The organism is Microbispora hainanensis (assembly GCF_036186745.1).
Lineage (GTDB): Bacteria > Actinomycetota > Actinomycetes > Streptosporangiales > Streptosporangiaceae > Microbispora.
This window is the reverse complement of the sequence record NZ_CP108086.1, coordinates 2,894,238-2,914,814: the sequence shown is the minus strand read 5'-3', so window position 1 is coordinate 2,914,814 and position 20,577 is coordinate 2,894,238. Positions and strand designations below refer to the sequence as shown.

Below are 20,577 nucleotides of genomic sequence, written 5' to 3'. Positions count from 1 at the left end.
CCGTCCCGCCAGCTCTGCGCCCACACTTGGGACATGGACTTCCACAACGAAGCGGAGGACGACGTCGAGAAGCCCCTCAACGAGCTCGCGCTTCCCCGGCACCTCGCCGCCCTCATCGGTGCGCTACAAGGGCCGGCAGACCTCGGCGTCCATCACGACCGGCATCTCACCTAGACAGCAGCGAAGCGGACGCGAGAACACGCCGGCTGTCCAGATGCGCGGCACGCACGTCCATCGCTCTGCCGGTCGCCGCCGGTGAAAGACCTTCGTTGCCGAGAACGAGGTGCCGTGCTCGCGCAGGCGTAGCCGCTTCCGCTGCTTCACATGCCCGGCCACTCTGCTCGCGCCGGCGCCAACTCCTCCTCGGTCACCGGACCATGGATCTCTCGAAGACCCGCCACCAGATCCCCCAGGCGGTCATGATCCGGATTCCTCGACAGGTCCGAGAAGGTGACGGCGTCGGCCTTTGTGCTACCCACGTCGGCAATCTAGTTCGGAACACCAGCCCAGCGTGCCAGTTATCGCAGGTCAGGCCGGCCCTGCAGAACACGTCGAGGTCGCGGCAGCCGTCCGGCACGTCCTGGCGATGCTCGGCACCCTGCCGGGGCCTGACCGCGGTTCGTGCGATCCTGCAGATCATGGATCACAGCGACCTGGTCGGCGTATGGGACAGCGTGCCCTATGACTACGGGGCGCTGGAGACCTGCTGGCTGGCCTTCCTCCAAGACGGCCGTGGTTGGGCCGCCTGGGCCAACCTGGCCGGCGGGATCGAGGTGAGCCGGTTTCGCTGGTGCTGCCCGGCAGCGAACGTCCTGGAACTACGTTACGAGTGGCACGCCTCGGGCGACTGGCGGCAGACCGGGAGCAGCCTCGCCTTCACCACGATCACCGGCGAGCAGTGGGACAGCGAAGTAGTGCGAACCGGCTTCGCCATCGAACCGGACGAAGCCGTCATGGCCCAGACCCCGTTCACGGCCCTGCATCTCGAACCGGACTCTCTGCTCTGCCAGGACTACGCGTGTGTACGCCGTGAGGTCTCGATCGACGACGATCCGGCCCAGAGCATCTCCCCCTGGCCATCGTCTGAACTGTGACAGACAGACGGCTTGCGTGCCGGATGTGCGCTGCTCAGGGCGATTGTCCCGCCGAGCTAAAACGCGGGGCCCATGCCGAAAACGACTCTGGCCCTCGATCGGCACCGGGCTTGCCGGGCGATCGAGGACCAGGATCAGTCAGTTAGCGCAGGTCAGGCCTCGCCAGCGGTGAGGCCGACGGGGCAGCTCACACCGGTGCCGCCGAGGCCGCAGTGACCGTTGCTGGATGCACTATCGGAGTGGTTTTCGCTTCTGATCAGCAGACGCGTCACGACCTACGATGCCTCGACTTGAGGTAGTCGTTCACCCACTTCTTGCTGCTACGCCACATGCCGTCGTCCCCCTTGACCGCACGGAGTCGCCCCCGTGCGGCGGCCACGCGAAGTGCGTTCTCGGTGACGTCCCGCGTGGCCAGAGCGGGTAGTGGGACAAGCTTGACCGGACCGGCCACCGCCGGCATGACGAAGCGGTACAAATTTGTCGTCACACTGCGTGCGATGAGTTCACCCAACGGGCCGAACTCGTCATTGTCAGCTCGGCGCATCGCCTGAAGGTACTTGTCGCGATCGCGCTTGTAGATAATCGCGGGCGGATATCCGATTCTGCAAAGTACCAAGTTGAGCACCAGACGGCCCGTCCGTCCGTTGCCGTCGAGGAACGGGTGTATCTGCTCGAATCGGTTATGTATTCGCGCCAAGCGTTCGGGGAGGGCTTCGTCGGACTCGTCTTCAAGGCCATCGACCGTCTTCACCCAGTCCCGCATCTGAGAGTCGACTTCCGGCCATGACGGCGGCTTCATGCCCCCGGGGAACTTGGCGATCTCGTGCTGTCGGAAGTTCCCCGGCCCCTCGGCGGGGGTGGCATGCGGGTGGGGATCTACGGCCCACACGAGCGACATGGCGGTGTGGTGTATCTGACGAACCTCCTGGAGCGTGATGAGGTCTCCGTTCTGCCAGTCTCCCGGCTCCAGTGCCTGCCCATACACCCACTTCGCAGCATCGCCGTACCCCCTCACCTCCATGTAGTCCCTGAGCGGCTTCGCGCCTACCGCCCGACCTTCCTCGAGGAGCTTCTCCACCTCCTGCAAGACAAGCGTGTTGCCCTCGATCGCAGTACTGTTGTGGGCCTCCTGGTGCCAGATGTCAGACCAGATGTCCTCCGCCTCGGCGGGCGAGGGCAACCCGCCCAAGCGGTCCCGAAGCTCTCGAAGGGCCTCGTCAAGGCGCTGATACACGGTCGCTCTGGACGGCCTCCCCGGTCCCGACACCAGCGCCTCCCGTGGTTTTGTTCGGCTCAGCCGATGTAACTGTACCGAACAAATTCGCTCCAGTTGTTCGCCTCGGCTTAATCAATCGAACCGAACAACTCGCCGCGCCACGCCCAAGCAGAGCCAGACGTCGGAGCGGCCAGGCACCTGGGTGACATCGCCCTCCCGACAGGGATCCTCGGCCCACAATGAGACCTCGGAGCAGGCCTGACCACCGTCCGGAGGTCTCCCCGGCTTACTCCTCCGAAGAGGTTGTCAGCCCAGTCGGGCACCAGGCTGAAGGGTCACCCGCGTTGACACCGGTTCCGCCGATGCCGCAGTAGCCGTTGGGCACCTTAACCTCGGGCTTTCGCGGCGGATTTCAGTGAGCTTGATCGTTTACATGAGAAAAGTGCCTTTGAGCTGGAAGGATCGGGCTTGTCTAAGGTCCTGTCCGCACCAGTTCAGAAGGCACTTTCCAAGTGAAGACTATCGTGTCCCCGCGCAAGATCATGGTGTCCGCCGACGGCTCGGGTCTCGTCTCCCAGGCCGGTGGACTGCTGCTGCTGGAGACGCTGCGGGTCACGGGCTTGGGCAAGGAGCTGTCGGCGCAGCTGGAACGATGGAGGCCGTCCCGGGCCGTGCACGACCCCGGCAAGATCATCGCCGATCTGGCCCTCACGCTGGCACTGGGCGGGGACTGCCTGGCCGACATCGCGATGCTGCGCACCCAGCCGGAGGTGTTCGGCTCGATCGCCTCCGATCCGACCGTGTCCCGGCTGATCGACCGCCTGGCCGCCGACCCCGTCCGCGCATTGAAGGCGATCCGCACCGCCCGCACCACAGCCCGCCAGCGGGCATGGGCCCTGGCCGGCACCCACGCCCCCGGCACCGACGGTGAACTAATCCCCCTGGACATCGACGCGACCATCGTCATCGCCCACTCCGACAAGGACCAGGCCGCGCCGACCTGGAAGAAGACCTTCGGGTTCCACCCGATGACAGTCTTCGCCGACCACGGAGCGGGTGGCGGCGGGGAACCCTTGGCGATCGTGCTGCGGCCCGGCAACGCCGGGTCCAACACCGCCGCCGACCACATCACCGCGACCCGCCTGGCACTGGCCCAGCTCCCCAAGCACCGCCGCCGTCAGGCGCTGATCCGCACCGACTCCGGCGGCGGCACCCACGAGTTCCTGTCCTGGCTGACCCGGCCCGGACGGCGGCTGTCCTACTCGATCGGGTTCACCCTCACCGAAGAGGCCCAGGCCGCGATCCTTGCTCTGCCCGAGCAGGCGTGGACGCCCGCCTACGACGCCGAGGGCCAGGTCCGGCCGGGTGCGTGGGTCGCCGAGCTCACCGGCATGGTGAAGCTGGACGGCTGGCCGAAGGGAATGCGCCTGATCGTGCGCAAGGAACGCCCGCACCCGGGCGCGCAGCTGCGCTTCACCGACATCGACGGGCACCGCTTCACCTGCTTCGTCACCAACACCAAGCGAGGTCAGCTCGCCGACCTGGAACTACGGCACCGCCGCCGCGCCCGCTGCGAAGACCGCATCCGCGCCGCCAAGGACACCGGGCTGCGCAACCTGCCCCTGCACGACTTCACCCAGAACCAGATCTGGTGCGAGATCGTCGCCCTGGCCTGCGAACTCCTCGCCTGGATGCAGATGCTCGCCCTCGACGGACCGGCCCGCCGTTACGAACCGAAACGCCTGCGGCTTCGCCTGTTCGCCGTCGCCGCCCGCCTGGTCCGCGGCGGCCGGCGCCTCCGCCTACGTGTGGCCGCATCCTGGCCCTGGGCCGGCCAACTGGTCACCGCCATCACCCGGCTCCAGGCACTACCGGCACCGACCTGACCAGCACCAAGCCGCCCCGACAACCCAGGAAGGACACCCCGCGGGCCCGTGGAACCCCGCCCACCCGGCGCGACAGCCGGGCCACCACCCTGACCACGGCCGCGATTTCACACTCCAGCCGAACCGCTCAGCAAGCCACCGGATAGGCACGAAAGATCGAGGCTAAAGAGATATTGCTGGTGGTAGCAGTTCACTTCAAGCAATAAGTCATTCCCAAGCGCCAACTCCGAGACCCCCCGGACATCGGCGCGTTAGCGTCCATGGGAGTGGTGTACGGGTTTGAACAGACTCGTCACCTGGATGCCTGTTAGGGAAGATCGACGTGACATGAGGGCGGCCACTCCGCGATCCTTCACAGCTGTCGAAGGCATAAGAAGGAGAACGAGAAGTGGCCGCTATGGACATTCTGCCTGCTGAGGGCGACTGGTTCGACGAGACGCTGATGCAGGCCTCGCCTGACGTACTGCGCGAGATGGTCGTGCGGATGGCGCAGATGATGATGGATGCCGAGGTCGAGCAGCGCTGCGGCGCCGGCTACGGCGAGGTGTCCGACCAGCGCACCAACTCCCGTAACGGCTACCGGCGGCGGGAGTGGGACACCCGCGCGGGCACGGTCGAGTTGGCCATCCCCAAGCTGCGGCAGGGATCGTACTACCCGGAGTGGCTGCTGGAGCGGCAGCGGCGCGCCGAGCGGGCGCTGGCCTCGGTGGTGGCGACCTCTTACCTATTGGGCGTCTCGACCCGGCGGGTGGAACGGCTGGCCGAGCAACTCGGGGTGACCAAGCTGTCCAAGTCGCAGGTCAGCGTGATGTCCCGGGAACTGGATCAGATGGTGACCGAGTTCCGTAACCGGCCGTTGGATGCCGGGCCGTATACGTTCGTGTGGATCGACGCTTTGACCCAGAAGGTGCGGGAAGGCGGGCGGACGGTCAACGTGCACGCCCTGGTCGCGACCGGCGTCAACGCCGACGGCCACCGGGAGATCCTCGGTATCGACGTCGTCTCCAGCGAGGATGGAGCGGGCTGGCTGGCGTTCCTGCGTGGCCTGGTCGCCCGGGGCCTGTCCGGGGTGAGCCTGGTCATCTCCGATTGCCATGCCGGACTGCGGGACGCGATCGGCTCTACGCTGCCCGGCGCCTCCTGGCAGAGGTGTCGCGCGCATTACGCGCGCAACCTGTCGACCTGCGTTCCGAAGACGGCCCAGCCGTGGGTGGCCACCATGCTGCGCACCGTCTTCGAGCAGCCCGACGCCGCCTCGGTGCGGGCGCAGCACCGCCACGTCGTACAGGCGCTCGAAGACCGGTATCCCAAGGCCGCCACCCATCTGGATGAAGCACGCGAGGACATCTTGGCCTTCGCCGTCTATCCCAAGGCCGTGTGGCGGCAGATCTGGTCCAACAACCCCCAGGAGCGGTTGAACAAGGAGATCCGCCGCCGCACCGACGTGGTCGGCATCTTCCCCAATCGTGACGCGATCGTCCGGCTGGTGGGCGCGGTGCTGGCCGAGCAGCACGACGAGTGGACCGAAGGCCGCCGCTACCTCGGCCTGGAAATCCTCGCGGACTGTCGCAAAGCCGCCGAGAAAAGAGAAACCGAAGACATCAGTGATGATAATGTGACGATTGATGCGATTGCTGCTTAAATAGAAACTAGATCGCAGAGTGGTCGAATCTCATACACCACGATCTTGGACGCGGCCATCGGCGCCTACACTCGCACCGATATCAGCCTCCTGGTAGCCGCTGAAGCACCGCCTCCGCATGGTGATCCCATAGAGCACAAGCCGATCCATGCGAGGACGTCACAGGAAGTCACTCGCACTGCATGGGGCGCCATCCCAGGTGGCGCGGATCCGGTAGGGGCCCTGAACGCTCAGCGTCAAGAGTCAAGGGCTCATCTCATCCCTGGGAAAGGTTATCCCCCAGATGCCCATGACTCCTGTAAGACTACCTGGCGGTGTGCGATTATCGCACTATGAGCACGCTCGACTGGAACGAGATCGGGGAGCGAGTCCGCGAAGCGCGACTGGCCATGCGGCTGTCGCAAGAGCAGCTTGCCCAGCGAACCGATCTTGACAGGACCATGATCAGCAAGATCGAGGCCGGTTCGAGGCGGCTCGATGCGCTGGAGCTCTCTCGACTGGCCCGTGCACTCGACATGCCTATCGGCCATTTCCTCAATGCGCCACCCGCAGTCATGTCGCACCGCACGCCTCTGGCCGAGGACACGGCAACAGGTGCGACGCAGGCCTCTTACCGCATCGATAGCGCACTCGCCGCATGGATCCGCGAGATCCGGATGCTCATGTCGCTAGGCACCCTTCATCCGAAGCCGCTTAGACGGTACCCCGCTGAGATCGACGGCCCCGCCGCCGCAGTCGAGGCCGCTAACTGGCTGAGAGATGACCTAGGTCTGGGGATCGCTGCCATTCAATCCCTGGCCGACCTGTGCGAGCGCTGCGGTCAATACGTTCTGGTGACCGACCTCCCAGGAGACGGAGCTTCTGCTGTTGATGGCGATATAGCAGCAGCCGTGGTGAGCCTTAATGGCGATCCTGGCCGGCGGCGCAGCACCGCGGCTCATGAACTCGGACACTTAATAATCGGCGACGAATACTCAACAGATATAGGAGTGAACGCTTCTCGGACGGAACGCGAAGCGTTGATAGATGCCTTTGCAGCAGAGCTCCTCCTACCAGCAGAAGCCGTCCGTAGAGCCAGCGAGGCAGAGCAATCGAGTCGAGCGGTCCTTGTGAAGCTCGCGGCCGAGTATCGAACATCGTGGAGTCTCGCTCTACGACAAGCTCGGGCGGCTGATCTCATAACTGCAATCGAAGAGAAAAAATTTCGTGCGTACCCCCCCACCTTCGCGGAGTTTCGGGACTCCGTGGGATGGACGCCTCAGCCAGACCTAGATGCGATTCGCGTACCACCGAGTTTCGCGCATGCCGTGATGACGGCGTACCGAGAAGGACAGATCACTAGTAAGCGCGCACTGGAGTTGATGCACGGACAGCTCGACAGCGCGGCAGATCTGCCGCTCAGGCCTGATGAGGATGATGCTCCATGACTCTGGCTAGTCCGGGTGAACCCTTGCCCCCGCTCGTAGCCGATGCCATGGTGATCCATCACTTCGCTAAAGCTGATCGCCTGGACGTACTCGGCGCCAGTCTGTCCAGGCTATCCACTACACACATCGTGGCGAGAGAGGTCGACAAGTACTGCAACGACTATCCGTCGCTTAGATCGATTATGGATCTCGAGTGGTTATTCATCTTGCCACAGGACACCGATGAAGAACTCGTAGTATTCGAACGATGGGTCAACCTTCTAGGTGCCGGAGAACACGATCTAGGCGAAGCCAGTGTCTTCACGGCCGCCGAAATCTATGAGCTGGTAGCCATCACTGACGACCGGGACGCCACCAAGGTGGGCCGTAAAAATGGTCTCAATATTCATGGGACAGTGTGGCTCCTTACCCGATTGCATCGGCTCGATAAGATGACCCTAGCGGAGATTTGCACTCATGTAGATGCGCTCAGGGCGACCGGAATGCGTCTTCCTTGCACCGGCAGCGAGCTACCTCGGTGGGCGAGACAGCGCGGGCTCCTTTAAAGGTTCCCGCCAGACTCACGAAGACGACATAGAGGCCATAGCTCCTAGGAAGGCTATGGCCTCTGCCGTGCTAAGCTCCTAGGAAGGCTATGGCCTCTGCCGTGCTACGACTCGTCGACGGTCAGGCCGACGGGGCAGGTCACACCGGTGCCAACGAGCGTGTATCTATGTGACCCATGCACAGAGCTGCGATCTACTGCCGGATCAGCCAGGACCGCGCGGGCGCCGGGCTGGGCGTCGCCCGTCAGGAAGCCGACTGCCGAGCACTGGTCGAACGCCGAGGCTGGGACGTGGTGGACGTCTACTCCGACAACGACGTCAGCGCGTACTCGGGAAGCCCACGCCCGGCATGGCAACGACTTCTCGGCGATATCGAGGCCGGGACCGTCGACGCCATCGTGTGCTGGCACGTGGACAGGCTGACACGATCCCCACGCGAGCTGGAAGACGTCATCGACCTCGCCGACCGGCGCGGCATCGAACTCGCCACGGTCACCGGGGAAATCGACCTGGCCACTCCGACCGGACGACTGATCGCGCGCATGCTCGGGGCCGCGGCCCGCCACGAGGCGGAGCACAAGGCCGAACGTCAGAAGCGCCAGCGACGCCAGAACGCCGAGGCAGGCAAGGTCTCCGGCGGCGGGATGCGCCCGTACGGCTACGCGGAGGACCGCATCACCGTCGTCGGCGAAGAAGCCGACGTCATCCGCGAGGCCGCCCGGCGCGTGCTGGCCGGCGAATCTCTGGCAAGCGTGTGCAAGGACTTCCAGCGGCGGGACGTGAAGACCCCTTCCGGGCGTCACTGGGTCCCGACGACGTTGCGGCGTCTGCTCGCCTCAGCTCGGATCAGCGGGCGAAGGGAGCACACCCCTCGCAGCAGCTTCCAGAGCACCCGCCCCCTGCTGGGCGAGATCGTCGCGGACGCCGTCTGGCCCGCGATCATCACTCCCGTCGACTCCGACCGGCTGCGCGCATTACTAAGCGATTCCACCCGCGACTACCGCCGCCAGGCCGCCACCGGACGCACCTACCTCCTGTCCGGACTTCTGCGCTGCGGCCGGTGCGGGCACCGGATGAACGGCCGTCCCCGAGCAGGAGTCCCCCGGTATGTCTGTCCGAACGTTCCCGGCAGCGGCTCATGCGGCGGTGTCGCCACCAACGCGGCCCGCACCGACGACTATGTCCGGGACATGCTGCTGACCGCGCTCGACTCTCCTGCCCTCGCCGAACGCATCCATCACGAGGGCGGCGATGACGACAACCTCGCCGAGGCCGTACGCGCTGACGAGGAACTGTTGGAAGAACTCGCCCAAGCCTGGGCCAGCCGTGAAATCAGCCGCAAAGAGTGGATGGCCGCCCGCGCCCCGATCGAACTGCGACTGGACAAGAACCGCGCCCAGTTGGCGAGCCTGTCGCGCACCTCGCCCCTGATCCCCTTCATCGGCACCGCTCAGGAGATGCTCACCCGATGGGAGGCCATGAACGTCTCCCAACGACGCGCCATCGTCGCCGCGGTCATCCGCACCATCACCGTCGCGCCCGCCGACCCGCGCAAGAAGTGGGACCCCGACAGGTTCACCTTCGACTGGATTGCTTAGGCCACCCGGCGCAAGCGCTCCGACTCGTCCCCGCCGACGAGCCGGAACACCGACGCCACCCGCTCCAACACCGCCAGATCCTCAACCACTGACGGAAGTCCCTGAGCCGCCCGAGATGCCGCCACCCGCGCCCTCATCTCGTCATTCACTCACCCCGACCGGCGCCCGCACTCGCCGCCACCATACGGCGCCGCTCTGCCGGGTCCTCCCCTCGCTGCATACGCTGCCTCCTTTCGCACTCCTCTCTGCCGATGGGCAGGATCAAGGATGCAGCCAGTAGCAAGGTCAAGGAGACCACCCGATGGGACGTCGTCAAGACGTCCTAGAAATCCCTCGCATGAGCAAGTCGTCCCAGCGCGGCGTCTTACCTTCAATCAGACGAAGAAAGATCTCGCTGGTCGCCGGACCAGAGCCACAGCGAGGGCTGTAGCTCTCGATACTGCTCGGCGTAGTCCGAGTGCCAGGGAAACCGGCCATCGGGGTCAGGCCACACAACTTCCAGCACCGGAAATGGTGAACGCCGATAGAACGCGATCGCCTGCCCGAAGAACTCTCGATACCACCTCACGTCGACCTGCTTGAGGACGACGGGGTGCCGTGCGATGAGGTCGTACCGCTCCTGCTCCACTTCGACAGGCTCCCCCGTAGCGACACCGTCTCCGAGGCGGTTCAGCAGCTCGTGCATGAGATGGATGTCCAGACCGAACATGGCCAGCTCAGGCGATCGATAGGTGTGCCACAGGCCGACGGTGTAGGCGAAGCCGGGCCCCAGATCGTCCTCCGGAATCATCTTTACGCTCCAGCCGCGACTCCGGACGTGCTCCACGGTGTGCCGATCCATGACATCCCACTCATCGCGGTCCCCGTAGTCATGGCAGAGAATGCAGCGACAACTCGGACCATCAGTAGACATGAGCCGTAGCGTACGGATTCCGGGTCGCGTCCGGGATGCGGTGTAAAAGTGAACGAGCGTAGGTTGCCGTGCTGAACCGTCCAAAGTTCGCACAACGCAAGGACCTACGCTCGTGGCACGCACACTACCGCCCGTTCAGGCCATCCGCGCCGAGATCGACGCCCTGTTCGCCGAGGGCCGTGACCTGGTCGAGGTCATCGAAGACGTCGCCCGTCTCGGTGCCCGCCTGATCATCCAGACCGCCGTCGAAGCCGAGGTGGACGCCTTCCTCGGCCGCGCCCGATACCAACGGGCCGCCGCCGCCGACGACGGCCGGCAGATCGTACGGCCCGGTCACCGCAACGGGCACTGCCCGACCACGATCAAGACCACCACCGGGCTGGTCACCATCGCGCGCCCGAAGTTGCGGGGCACCACCGAAAAGTTCGCCTCCCGCCTGTTCGGCACCGGCGTGACCCGCACCAACGCGCTGGAGACACTGGTCATCGCCTCGTTCGTGCGCGGCTTGTCGGTACGCGACGTCGAGGGCGCCCTGGCCGACGCCCTCGGCCCGGAGGCCGCACTGTCCAAGTCGACGGTCTCAGCCATCTGCCAGGCCATCGTCACCGAGTACGACGCCTGGTGTCACCGCGACCTGCACGGCGTCGAGCTGGACTATCTCTTCTGCGACGCCTCGCACTTCAAGATGCACGACGGCAGCCGGGCCGAACCCATCCTGGCCGCCTGGGGCATCACCACCGACGGCAAACCTGTCTTCATCGGCCTGGCCCCGGCCGCCGCAGAATCCACCGACGCCTGGCATGACTTCCTCACCGGCCTGGCCGCACGCGGCTTGCGCCCGCCACTGCTGGTCATCTCCGACGGCGCACCGGGCCTCATTACCGCCGCCGAGCAGGTCTTCCCGGCCTCGCTGCGTCAGCGCTGCGTGATCCACAGAAGCCGTAAAAGATCAACTTGTCGGTGTGTCGCGGTCGTTTGGCACTGCGGCGAGCAGATTTGCTGCAGTGCGGTATCGGATTGGCGCGTCGGGGGGAATGTGGCCTGCTTGCTGGAGCAGGGGACGGGTTTCGCGGATGACGTTGCCGATGGACGATCTGCTGACATCGCCTAGAACGTCGGCCAGGACATCCATCGTGCAGAGTTTCCGCTGGTAGAGAATCGTGAGCACGACCCGTTCGCTGTTGCTGATCTTCTGGGGGAAGACGCCGGATCGGGTCCCGGGCTGGCGGTGCCCGCCCCGCCGCTGGTAGCCGAGGCGCTCGCCTTGAGCGACCTGTGCTGCGGCGAGGCGCTGGATGAGGAGACGGAGTTCGTCGCGGCTGATCCCGGTCAGAACCGGATGGGATAGTTGATCGATGATCACGGCTCGTGCGGGGCGCTGGCCGGTGTCCAAGAAGCCGAGGAGAGCGGCGGGTTTGGCGAAGCGGACCTGAGCGGCTCCGGCGTGGTGGCCGTGGTCTTCCAAGACTCTGCGGGTCTCCTTCACCAGGTCGGCGATGCAGACGTCGGTGACCTCCAGAAGGTCGGCCAGGACCTTCATGGAACAGACCTGCCGCTGGTAGAGGAGCGTGAGCAGGAGGCGGGCGGCGGCGTCGAACAAGGGCTTGGCGCGGAGGTTGCCGGTGGCGCGCCGAGCTCGGCCGCCGCGTTGCCGGCTGTGCCGTTCCTGGGTGCGGGCGGCCTGTGCAGGCGCGAGCGCGGTGGCCAGCTGGCGTAGTTGAGGGGTGCTCATGCCGGTCAGCCGCGGATCGGCCAGACGCAGAGCATGGCCTGGCGCCGCTGCGCGGGTCCGTCGCCCTCGCTCACCGGCTGGGACGTGGCCGGGTCGTCGGCCATTACTGGGCGCAGGGTGTAGTTCCAGGTGCCGTGGGTGGCGTGTCGTTCCAGGGGCAGGGCGGCGAAGCGCTCCTTGCTGATCGCGACACCGGTCGGGTAGTCGCCGGTGTCCAAAACCGCCTCCACCCGCAGTCCGGTACTGGTCTGGGTGGAAGCGATGGTGTTGACCACTACGTCATGACTGGTCAGGGGCCTGCCGCGCCAGTTGAGGGTGATGTGGGAGAACAGCCGGTGCTCGATCTTGTTCCATTTGGAGGTGCCGGGCGGGAAGTGACAGACCGTGATCACCAGCCCGGTCTCGGCGGCCAACGCGGCCAGTTCGCTCTTCCAGACCCGATAACGGTAACCGTTGGAGCCGCCCGCGTCCGCAGTGATCAGTAGCCGTGAGGCGGACGGGTAGTCGTGGCGGCCGCGCGCTTTCCACCAGCGGCGGATGGACTCCACCGCGAACACCGAGGTGTCATGGTCGACACCGACGTTCACCCAGCCGGTGTTGGCCGTGATGTCGTAGATCCCGTACGGGATCGCCTGCTCGACGTCCGGACCGGAGAAGAAGAAGTGGTGGTCTTCGACCTCGATCGGCTCGCCCCTGGGGCGCCACTCGCGTCCGGTCATCGGGAGCCGGCCCAGCTGTTCCCGCTTCTTGGTGTCCACGCTGATCACCGGCTCGCCGTCAGCCTGATGGGCTTTGACCTGCTCGTTGATATAGCGGAACTGGGCGTCACGGTCGGGGTGCTGGGCGCCTTCGAGGGTCTTGACGTTGGCTTGCAGGCTGAACCCGGCCGTCTTCAGCAATCGTCCTACCGTGGGCGCCGATACACCGTGTCCTTGCCGGGTCAGCTCGGCGGCCAGGTGGCGTAGCGACTTGGTCGTCCACCGCAGCGGGGACTGCGGGTCGCCGCGCTCATCCGGCTCCACCAGCCCCAGCAGCGCCGTCAGGACGGCCGGATCGTCGTCTTCAACACGCTTGCGACCACCCCCGGATCGTCGGACACGACCTGCCGGAAGCGGCTTCCGGCCTTCTTCCAGCTCGAAGATGCCGTTACGGACGGTCGTCTCGCTGACCCCAGCGGCCTGAGCGACAGCCCGCACCCCACCGTGTCCCAGCAGCCGCGCCTCGGTCGCCAGCACCAGCCGATGCTGTCGTTCGTTCAGATGCGGGCGTAATGCCTCGAATTTCCGCGCGAGTTGGCCGCGGACCTCGCTGGAGATCGCCATACCATCTCAACGAGCCGAAGATCACGAAGCAACGCCTTATTTCTTGACGGCTTCTGTGCACCCAGCAGCGCTGCTCCTTGGCCTCGGGGAACACCTCGCGCAGCGCCTTCCAGAAGCCCAAGGCCCCGTCGCCGACCGCGAGATGCGGGGCGCGCATTCCGCGCCGTTCGCAGTCGCGCAGCAGGTTCGCCCACGATTCCGACGACTCCCGATAGCCCTCGTCCAGGGCTATCAGCTCTTTGCTGCCGTCGGCTCGGACGCCCACCAGGACCAGCACGCACGCCTTGGCCTGGTCCAGCCTGACCTTCAGATGCACGCCGTCGGCCCAGATGTAGACGAAGTCGGTCGCCGACAAGTCGCGCTTCTGGAACGCCTGATGATCGTCGCTCCACTGAGACGTCAGCCGCGACACCGTCGCCGACGACAGCCCAGCCGACGACCCGAGGAACTGCTCCAGAGCCGGAACGAAGTCGCCGGTGGACAGGCCGTGCAGATAGAGCAGCGGAAGCACCTCAGAGATCTTCGGGGTCTTGCGGGCCCACGGTGGCAGGATCGCTGAAGAGAAGCGCTTACGCTCGCCGGTCTCGGCATCGACCCGCTTGTCGTTCACCCGCGGCGCCTTGACCTGCACAGGCCCGGCCGAGGTTGCTATCGTCCGCTCGGCGTGGAACCCGTTGCGCACCACCAGACGGCGGCCGTCGGCGTCGCGAGCGTCGGCCAGCTCCGCCAAGTAGGAGTTGACCTCGGCCTCCAGGGCAGCGGCCAACATCCGCCGCGCTCCCTCTCGAACGATCTCATCGAGCAACGATCCGTTCGACGCCGCGCCGCCGGCATTGACTACGGTAAGCATGGGCGTGCCCTCCCAGCCGACGCGCCAACGTCGGCCTACTCAGTGACCTTCGAATCGATCACTCGGGAGGGTACGCCCCCGAGCCGATCCACAGGTTCTGAGCATTGCTCCGATTTGTCGCGTTCAACGCTGAACTACGTGGCCGGACTGATCCGCAGGCGGCGCAAGGCCATCGGATCGACGTGGCGGCGGCTCAACCCCGGGCAGCAGGCGCTCCTGGTGCTGGTCTATCTGCGCAAGGGCGAGACATTCGCCGAGGTCGGAGCGGGTTTCGGAGTGTCGGCGGCCACCGCGTGGCGGTATGTGGAGGAAACCGTCGCCCTGCTGTCGGCTCGATCACCGAAACTGGCGACGGCGCTGCGGAAGGCCACGAAGGACGGCCTGCACTACCTGGTCTTGGACGGCACGCTCATCCGCACCGACCGAGTGAAGGCCGACCGGCCCTACTACTCGGGCAAGCATCGCGTGCATGGGATGAACGTGCAGGTCATCGCGGGACCGGACGGGACCATCGTGTGGACCTCCGGTGCGCTGCCAGGCAAGACCCACGACCTGACCGCCGCCCGGATCTGGGGCATCCTGCGCGCGCTCGACCAAGCCGGGATCATCACCCTGGCCGACAAGGCCTATCAGGGCGCCGGGGCCGAGGTGCTGATCACGCCGTACAAGGGCAGGAACAAGCCCGAGTCTCAAAAGCAGGCCAACCGGTCACACGCCAAGCTCCGCGGGCCTGGTGAGCGCGCGAACGCCCAGCTCAAGAGTTGGCGCATCCTGCGCAAGCTGCGATGTAGCCCGAGCAAGACCGGCCACCTGGTCAAAGCCATCGCGGTCCTTCAGAACCATCGGGTAGCACACGCCTCCCGAGGATGAAATTGGCTCACTTCAGGCAATAGATCCACAAGCAACGGATCACGCTTCCGTGTCTTTCGGATGGCGAGGCGAAGCGTAGATCAACCACACGGTGCGCGCCTCGTCATCGATGACGTACCGGACACGGCCTCCACTTGTGACCTCGAACTCCCACTGTTCGAGATCCTTGCCGTTGTGGCGGTGAACTGCGAGGTCGCCGCGGAGACGATGCTGACGCTCGTGATCTGCTCGCGAGCGTGGATCCGTGCGCAAAGTTTCAAGACAGCGCCGTGCGTTGGCCAGGGCGTGCCTGCACAGTTCGTCCCATCCCTTTGCCGCATCACTGGTGGCGAAGCGAAGGTCCCACTCATCGCCAGGAGGGGGAACGGTGACACGATCCCCGCGTTTGGGACTCATACAGAGACCTCAACCGGTCCGAAGTCTCCGCTCGTAGGCTTACGGGCGTCCGCGTACTCTGCCGGGTCCGCCTTGATCCGAGCCGTCGCCCGCCAGCCCACGATCACTTCTTCGGCCCTGCTGTCCAAGTCCAGTTCTGCAGCGTCGGACAGAGCCTCGACCAGTTCGAGCGTGAAGTTCCGCAGTTCGTCCGTGGTGAGGTGGCGGACCCAGGGGAAGACCTCAGGCATCGCGATAACCAAGGTCCTGGCTGTCGGATCATGTTTGAGGAGCGCAAGGAACAGGCGAGACGCCGTCGCGAGCGTCCGGTCTCGCTGCTCCTCGCGGTCCGCAGCCGTCAGATAGAAGTCCGGTGCGTCCCGATGAGTGACACGTACGCGCCCCAGACGTGTCGCACGCTCCGCGACCGCTCGCGGATTCCTTGACAAGTCTGAGAACGTCACCGACTCTGCATGGCTCGCACTCATATCGTCATCATAGTCAGAACGTGTTCTGATATGCAGGTGACGGACTGGAGACGGCTCATGCCCCTCATCGGCACGGGTGAGTCGGGCGACCAAGGGCCAGGATCAGTCAGTTACCGCAGGTCAGCTCTCGCCGGCGGTCAGGCCGACGGGGCAGGAGACTCCGGTGCCGCCGATGCCGCAGTAGCCGTTCGGCACCTTGAACAAATACTGCTGGTGGTAGTCGTATCGCTGGGGCAATAATTCAGCACCTACACCCGCACGAGGCGGACTGCCTTTCCGCAGAGCTTGCTCATGTCGTCCTCGTCCGAGGTGAGGACGATGACGGGCCGGGTGGAGCGAAGAGCCGTGGCGGCCACGACGGCATCGATCGCGTACTTGTGGCCGTGAAGACCGCTCTCGCGGAGCAGGTCCAGCGCGTGGACGGAGACCTCCTCGGTCACCGGCTCGACTCGCAGCCGGGACAGGTGCCAGCGCAACCGGTCGTTCGTCACCCGGCCGTCGAAGGCCTCGATAGGCGTCAGGGCACTGACGGCAACGCGAAAGTCGTTGTTCTGCGCCTCACGGACGATCGCCGTGACTCGCTGGTCGGCCGCGCACCACTTCGAGAGTCCCTCGGAGTCAAGAATGACCGTCCCCGCACTCAGCTTGCTTCGTGCGCGTGCCATCCACGCTCCTCCTGTAGCTCCGGAGCGGACTTCACGCTACGAAACAGCTGCTCGGCCTCGTCCCGCAGATGCTGCGGGATGGGACCGCACTCGTTCTCGTTCGCCTGCAGGGCCTCCTCCAGCAGGTCCCTCTCGATCTGCCGCTCCACAGCGGCGTCGACATAGGCGGAGAACCCACGCGCGCCGACACGCTCCTTGATCGCGCGGATGTTGCCGGCCCGCAAGGAGACGCTCACCTTGGCCGCAGGCCCTTCCCCTGGCGGGAAGGCTTGTTCAGGCGTACTCATAGCGGCAGTTTACTACTTCAAGTAGCAAACGATCGGCCCCAGCAACGTGAAACCTCCGAGTAGCGCGACGCCGCTCGGAGGTCTCACGATCCGCTACTCCCCGCTAGAGGTCGTCAGGCCGACGGGGCAGGAGACTCCGGTGCCGCCGATGCCGCAGTAGCCGTTCGGCACCTTAAAGAGGTATTGCTGGTGGTAGTGCTCCGCTTCAGGCAACAAATCGCAAGCTCGCGCCAGTGCCGCTTCGGCCGCGGAATCACACCGCTCAGGGCCGCAGGACGGGACAGCGCTCAGAGCCGCTCCGGCAGCAGCATGAGTGCACCGGTGTGCTGGGGACGGACAACAGTGAAGTGGCGGCGGTCGAGCGTTGCCACTTCCGTGACACCGAGTCGCTCAGCGATCGCGATCACAGAGGCATCAACCGCCCCGAGTGGGAGACTCGCGTACGTCTCCACCAGGTCGCCCATACGCTGCAGATCACGTTCTGTGAGATCCACCAAGGTCAGACCTGCTCCGAAAGAGCGTAGGAACGCCGCCTCCGCTTTGCTGCCCTGCCGTTTCTCGACGAGCTGGCATACCTCGGTAGCCACGGTCGCGGGGACGAGCAAGGGCCCCGGATGGGTCCGCAGAAGTCGGGCACAGGCCTGATGATGGCGGTCCCGGACGTTCACGGCCGCAACCAACGGACCCGAGTCGATAATGATCACAAAGAGTGATTGTCCTCCGCGCGGAGAATCTCCTCCGAGCGTTCCGCGAAATCCGGCTCGGCTTCGAGCATGCCGATGAACGGCAGGTCGCGCACCACAGGCGGCTCTTCGAGCTGATCGCGGACGAGCCTGAGCAGAGGAGCCACCTTCTCCTCTGGCAGCCGATCAACCAGGTGGTGGAGTTCCTCGCGCATCACGCTCATGTATCGAGTGTAATCAGCGGAACCGCCCCGGACAGCCGCGTGGCGCGGCAACTGATCGCAACCCGCTGAGAGCGACTGTGCCGGCCCGGGGCAGCTCGGGCTCCGGGCCAGCTGTGTTCCAAAAGGTCACACCTCGCCGGTGGTCAAGCCGACGGGGCAGGTCACGCCGGTGCCGCCGATGCCGCAGTAGCCGTTCGGCACCTTGAAAAGGTATTGCTGGTGATAATCCTCCGCGAAGTAGAACTCGCCGGCGGGGGCGATCTCGGTGGTGATCTCGCCGTACCCGGCCTTGCTGAGCACCTCCTGGTACGCGTCCCGGGACGTCACGGCGGCCTTGGCCTGCTCGGGGCCGTGGGTGTAGATGGCCGACCGATACTGCGTGCCGACGTCGTTGCCCTGGCGCATGCCCTGCGTGGGGTCGTGGGCCTCCCAGAACACCTTCAGGAGCTCCTCGTACGACACCTCGGCCGGGTCGAAGACCACCCGGACGACCTCGGCGTGCCCGGTCCGGCCGGTACAGACCTCCTCGTACGTCGGGTTCGGCGTGTAGCCGCCCGCGTAGCCCACGGCGGTCGAGACGACCCCGGGGGTCTGCCAGAACTTGCGCTCGGCGCCCCAGAAGCAGCCCAGCCCGAACTCGGCGATCTGCGTGCCCTCGGGGTACGGCGGAGCCAGCGGCGCGCCGAGGACCTGGTGGCGGGTGGCCACCGGCATGACCTCGGCGCGGCCCGGCAGCGCCTCCGCGGGGTCCACCATCGTCGTCTTGTTTGTGCCGAAGAGCCAGCCCATCTCGCACCCTTCCTTCCGTTCTGCCATCCCCAACCAGACACCGGGCGACCTTGTTCCCCACGTAAGCGTCTCTAAATCCCAGACGTAGCGACCCTTATTTGTGCTGAATCCAGGTAAGCAGCGAAGATGGGCTTCATGCCTGATACGCGCCGAGGTGTCCTGTATGGCGTCGCCGCCTACACCATGTGGGGCCTGTTCCCTCTCTACTGGCCTCTGCTCAAGCCGTCCGGCGCCGTGGAGATCCTCGCCCACCGGATGGTCTGGTCGCTGGTCGTGGTGGTCACGCTCCTCGCGGTACGCCGCCACTGGTCGTGGATCCGCGCCATCACACGCCGCCAGCTCATCCTCCTCGCCCTCGCGGCCGTCACGGTCTCGGTCAACTGGGGCGTGTACATCTACGCCGTCAACACCGGGCATGTGGTGGAAAGCGCGCTCGGCTACTTCATCAATCCCCTGGTCAGCGTGCTGTTCGGGGTGCTGATCTTCCGGGAGCGGCTGCGCCGGTGGCAGTGGATCGCCGTCGGTCTGGGCACTGTCGCGGTCCTCATCCTGACGCTCGACTACGGGCGTCTCCCGTGGATCGCCCTCGCGCTCGCCGCCAGCTTCGGCACGTACGGCCTGATCAAGAAGGCGGCGGGGGTGGGCAGCGCGGAGAGCCTGACCATCGAGACGCTCGTGCTGCTGGTGCCGGCCCTGGGCTACCTGGTCGTCCTCCAGACGAACGGCACCGGGACCTTCGGCAACCACGGCCTCGGCCACGCGCTGCTGCTGGTGGTGTCCGGTCTCATCACCGCGGTGCCGCTGATGTTCTTCACGGCCTCCGCGCTGCGGGTGCCGCTCACCGTCATCGGCCTGCTCCAGTACATCGCCCCGGTGCTGCAGTTCCTGTGCGGGGTGCTGATCGCCCACGAGACCATGCCCGTCAGCCGGTGGGCCGGGTTCGTGGTCGTCTGGCTCGCGCTGAGCGTGTTCACCTGGGACAGCGTGCGCTCCGCCCGTACGGCCCGGCTGGAGCGCGCGGCCGCGCTCGAGACCGTCTGAAACCGCCTGGATACGCCTCCCGGAGTACGGAACCCGCCTCCGCCGGGAGGACGACGGGACCGTCCTGAACGGCGAGGATCGGCGGCATGAGCAAGGAATTCCGTTTCGGGATCGTCGCAGGCATGGCCCCTGATGCCGCCGCGTGGACGGCGACGGCCCGCCATGCCGAGGACCTCGGCTACTCGACCCTGCTCGTCCCCGACACGCTGGGGACGCTGCCGCCGCTGCTCGCGATGACCGCCGCGGCCACCGTCACGACGACGCTGCGCGTGGGCACGTTCGTGCTGGCCGCGCCCTACCGCAATCCCCCGCAGCTCGCGCACGAGCTCGCCGGGCTCGACTTCCTGTCCGGCGGACGGCTCGAGGTCGGCGTGGGGGCCGGGCGGCCCGCCGCCGAGGAGGACGCCCGGGCGCTCGGCATGCCGTACGGCACGGCGGCCGAACGCATCGCGCAGGTCCGCACGGTGATCAGCGAGGTGCGGACGGCCTTCGCCGGGACCAACGCCTTCTCCAAGAGCACCGTGCAGCGCCAGGGGCCACCGATCATGATCGCGGGAGCCGGTCCCCGCATGCTGGCGCTCGCGGCGGAGGAGGCCGACATCGTCGCGCTCGCCGTACAGGCCGACACGACGGAGGAGGGCCTGCGCGGGCCCATCGGCACGCTACGGGCGGCGGCCGGCGCGAGGTTCGACGACGTCGAGCTGAGCATGAACCTGCTCCAGATCGGCGACGAGCCGCCCCCATGGGTGCCTGAGGGGCTCAGAACCCCGTCGGCGGAGGCCGCCGCCATCCTGCGCGGCTCGCCTCGCGAGATGGCCGACACGCTGCTGCGCCGTCGCGACGAGCTGGGCCTGTCCTACATCACCGTCGGCGGCTTCTTCGCCGACGCCCTCGCCCCCGTGGTCGAACTCCTCGCCGGCAGCTGACGGC

At 66.0% G+C, this 20,577-nt stretch carries 17 protein-coding genes and 5 pseudogenes; 10 read left to right on the top strand and 12 right to left on the bottom strand.

The features are described 5' to 3' along the window. Nucleotides 1-33: 33 nt before the first annotated feature. Both OHB01_RS13670 and OHB01_RS13665 read left to right on the top strand, forming a co-directional pair. Nucleotides 34-174, top strand: a complete 141-nt coding sequence (locus OHB01_RS13670; protein ID WP_168065954.1) for a hypothetical protein — start codon at nt 34-36, stop codon at nt 172-174. Nucleotides 175-638: 464 nt separating this feature from the next. Next, entirely contained in the window at nt 639-1,094 is a 456-nt protein-coding gene (locus OHB01_RS13665; protein WP_142647984.1) for a hypothetical protein, read from the top strand. Nucleotides 1,095-1,362: 268 nt separating this feature from the next. Here the strand turns inward: OHB01_RS13665 and OHB01_RS13660 are convergent, their stop codons facing one another. Beyond that, nucleotides 1,363-2,361, bottom strand: coding sequence for a Fic family protein (locus tag OHB01_RS13660; protein ID WP_328855458.1), 999 nt, complete (start codon nt 2,359-2,361; stop codon nt 1,363-1,365). Between the two features lie 461 nt (nt 2,362-2,822). Between OHB01_RS13660 and OHB01_RS13655 the strand changes: the two genes are divergently transcribed. The 4 genes from OHB01_RS13655 (at nt 2,823) to OHB01_RS13640 (ending at nt 9,408) form a co-directional block, all read left to right on the top strand. Then, nucleotides 2,823-4,196: an IS1380 family transposase gene (locus OHB01_RS13655; protein ID WP_260617572.1), complete on the top strand. Its 1,374-nt coding sequence runs from the start codon at nt 2,823-2,825 to the stop codon at nt 4,194-4,196. Between the two features lie 397 nt (nt 4,197-4,593). Continuing rightward, nucleotides 4,594-5,838: an IS256 family transposase gene (locus tag OHB01_RS13650; protein WP_328855845.1), complete on the top strand. Its 1,245-nt coding sequence runs from the start codon at nt 4,594-4,596 to the stop codon at nt 5,836-5,838. 332 nt (nt 5,839-6,170) lie between these two features. Next, a complete protein-coding gene (locus tag OHB01_RS13645) occupies nt 6,171-7,265 on the top strand; it encodes a helix-turn-helix domain-containing protein (protein ID WP_205830248.1) in 1,095 nt (364 codons plus the stop codon). A gap of 721 nt (nt 7,266-7,986) precedes the next feature. Then, complete coding sequence (locus tag OHB01_RS13640) at nt 7,987-9,408, top strand: recombinase family protein (RefSeq protein ID WP_328855457.1); 1,422 nt, start codon at nt 7,987-7,989, stop codon at nt 9,406-9,408. A 370-nt stretch (nt 9,409-9,778) separates the two neighbouring features. Here the strand turns inward: OHB01_RS13640 and OHB01_RS13635 are convergent, their stop codons facing one another. Then, nucleotides 9,779-10,249: a DUF4262 domain-containing protein gene (locus OHB01_RS13635; protein WP_328855456.1), complete on the bottom strand. Its 471-nt coding sequence runs from the start codon at nt 10,247-10,249 to the stop codon at nt 9,779-9,781. 184 nt (nt 10,250-10,433) lie between these two features. Between OHB01_RS13635 and OHB01_RS13630 the strand changes: the two are divergent. Continuing rightward, nucleotides 10,434-11,264: pseudogene (locus OHB01_RS13630) on the top strand (IS256 family transposase); the annotation flags it as partial. Between the two features lie 6 nt (nt 11,265-11,270). On the opposite strand, the pseudogene OHB01_RS39900 reads toward OHB01_RS13630, so the two are convergent. Both OHB01_RS39900 and OHB01_RS13615 read right to left on the bottom strand, forming a co-directional pair. Further along, nucleotides 11,271-13,375: pseudogene (locus OHB01_RS39900) on the bottom strand (ISAzo13 family transposase). A 49-nt stretch (nt 13,376-13,424) separates the two neighbouring features. Continuing rightward, nucleotides 13,425-14,225, bottom strand: a pseudogene (locus OHB01_RS13615) (IS256 family transposase); the annotation flags it as partial. 114 nt (nt 14,226-14,339) lie between these two features. Between OHB01_RS13615 and OHB01_RS13610 the strand changes: the two are divergent. Beyond that, the gene (locus tag OHB01_RS13610; RefSeq protein WP_328855452.1) at nt 14,340-15,095 is read left to right on the top strand and encodes a transposase family protein; all 756 of its coding nucleotides are present in this window, start codon (nt 14,340-14,342) and stop codon (nt 15,093-15,095) included. 392 nt (nt 15,096-15,487) lie between these two features. Here OHB01_RS13610 and OHB01_RS13605 read toward each other — a convergent pair whose 3' ends face one another. The 8 genes and pseudogenes from OHB01_RS13605 to msrA all read right to left on the bottom strand — a co-directional run bounded on the left by OHB01_RS13605 (nt 15,488) and on the right by msrA (nt 18,606). Then, a complete protein-coding gene (locus OHB01_RS13605; RefSeq protein WP_142647980.1) occupies nt 15,488-15,958 on the bottom strand; it encodes a hypothetical protein in 471 nt (156 codons plus the stop codon). Nucleotides 15,959-16,078: 120 nt separating this feature from the next. Continuing rightward, nucleotides 16,079-16,180: pseudogene (locus tag OHB01_RS13600) on the bottom strand (peptide-methionine (S)-S-oxide reductase); the annotation flags it as partial. Nucleotides 16,181-16,206: 26 nt separating this feature from the next. After that, nucleotides 16,207-16,623 (bottom strand): PIN domain-containing protein, encoded by a 417-nt coding sequence (locus OHB01_RS13595; protein ID WP_142647979.1) that lies wholly within the window; start codon nt 16,621-16,623, stop codon nt 16,207-16,209. Further along, the gene (locus tag OHB01_RS13590) at nt 16,599-16,910 is read right to left on the bottom strand and encodes a hypothetical protein (RefSeq protein ID WP_138459484.1); all 312 of its coding nucleotides are present in this window, start codon (nt 16,908-16,910) and stop codon (nt 16,599-16,601) included. Before OHB01_RS13590 ends, OHB01_RS13595 begins: the two co-directional genes overlap by 25 nt. Before the next feature lie 93 nt (nt 16,911-17,003). Continuing rightward, a pseudogene (locus OHB01_RS13585) lies at nt 17,004-17,114 on the bottom strand (peptide-methionine (S)-S-oxide reductase); the annotation flags it as partial. 83 nt (nt 17,115-17,197) lie between these two features. Beyond that, nucleotides 17,198-17,614 (bottom strand): type II toxin-antitoxin system VapC family toxin, encoded by a 417-nt coding sequence (locus tag OHB01_RS13580; protein WP_328855451.1) that lies wholly within the window; start codon nt 17,612-17,614, stop codon nt 17,198-17,200. After that, nucleotides 17,611-17,817 (bottom strand): hypothetical protein, encoded by a 207-nt coding sequence (locus tag OHB01_RS13575; protein ID WP_139579074.1) that lies wholly within the window; start codon nt 17,815-17,817, stop codon nt 17,611-17,613. Before OHB01_RS13575 ends, OHB01_RS13580 begins: the two co-directional genes overlap by 4 nt. A gap of 126 nt (nt 17,818-17,943) precedes the next feature. Then, nucleotides 17,944-18,606 carry a peptide-methionine (S)-S-oxide reductase MsrA gene (gene msrA, locus OHB01_RS13570; protein WP_328855450.1) on the bottom strand — a complete coding sequence of 221 codons (663 nt, stop codon included), beginning with the start codon at nt 18,604-18,606 and terminating at the stop codon, nt 17,944-17,946. A gap of 135 nt (nt 18,607-18,741) precedes the next feature. On the opposite strand from msrA, the gene rarD reads away from it, so the two are divergent. Both rarD and OHB01_RS13560 read left to right on the top strand, forming a co-directional pair. Beyond that, nucleotides 18,742-19,647: an EamA family transporter RarD gene (gene rarD, locus OHB01_RS13565; RefSeq protein WP_328855449.1), complete on the top strand. Its 906-nt coding sequence runs from the start codon at nt 18,742-18,744 to the stop codon at nt 19,645-19,647. A gap of 86 nt (nt 19,648-19,733) precedes the next feature. Then, the gene (locus OHB01_RS13560; protein WP_142647975.1) at nt 19,734-20,573 is read left to right on the top strand and encodes a TIGR03621 family F420-dependent LLM class oxidoreductase; all 840 of its coding nucleotides are present in this window, start codon (nt 19,734-19,736) and stop codon (nt 20,571-20,573) included. The last annotated feature ends 4 nt before the right edge of the window (nt 20,574-20,577 follow it).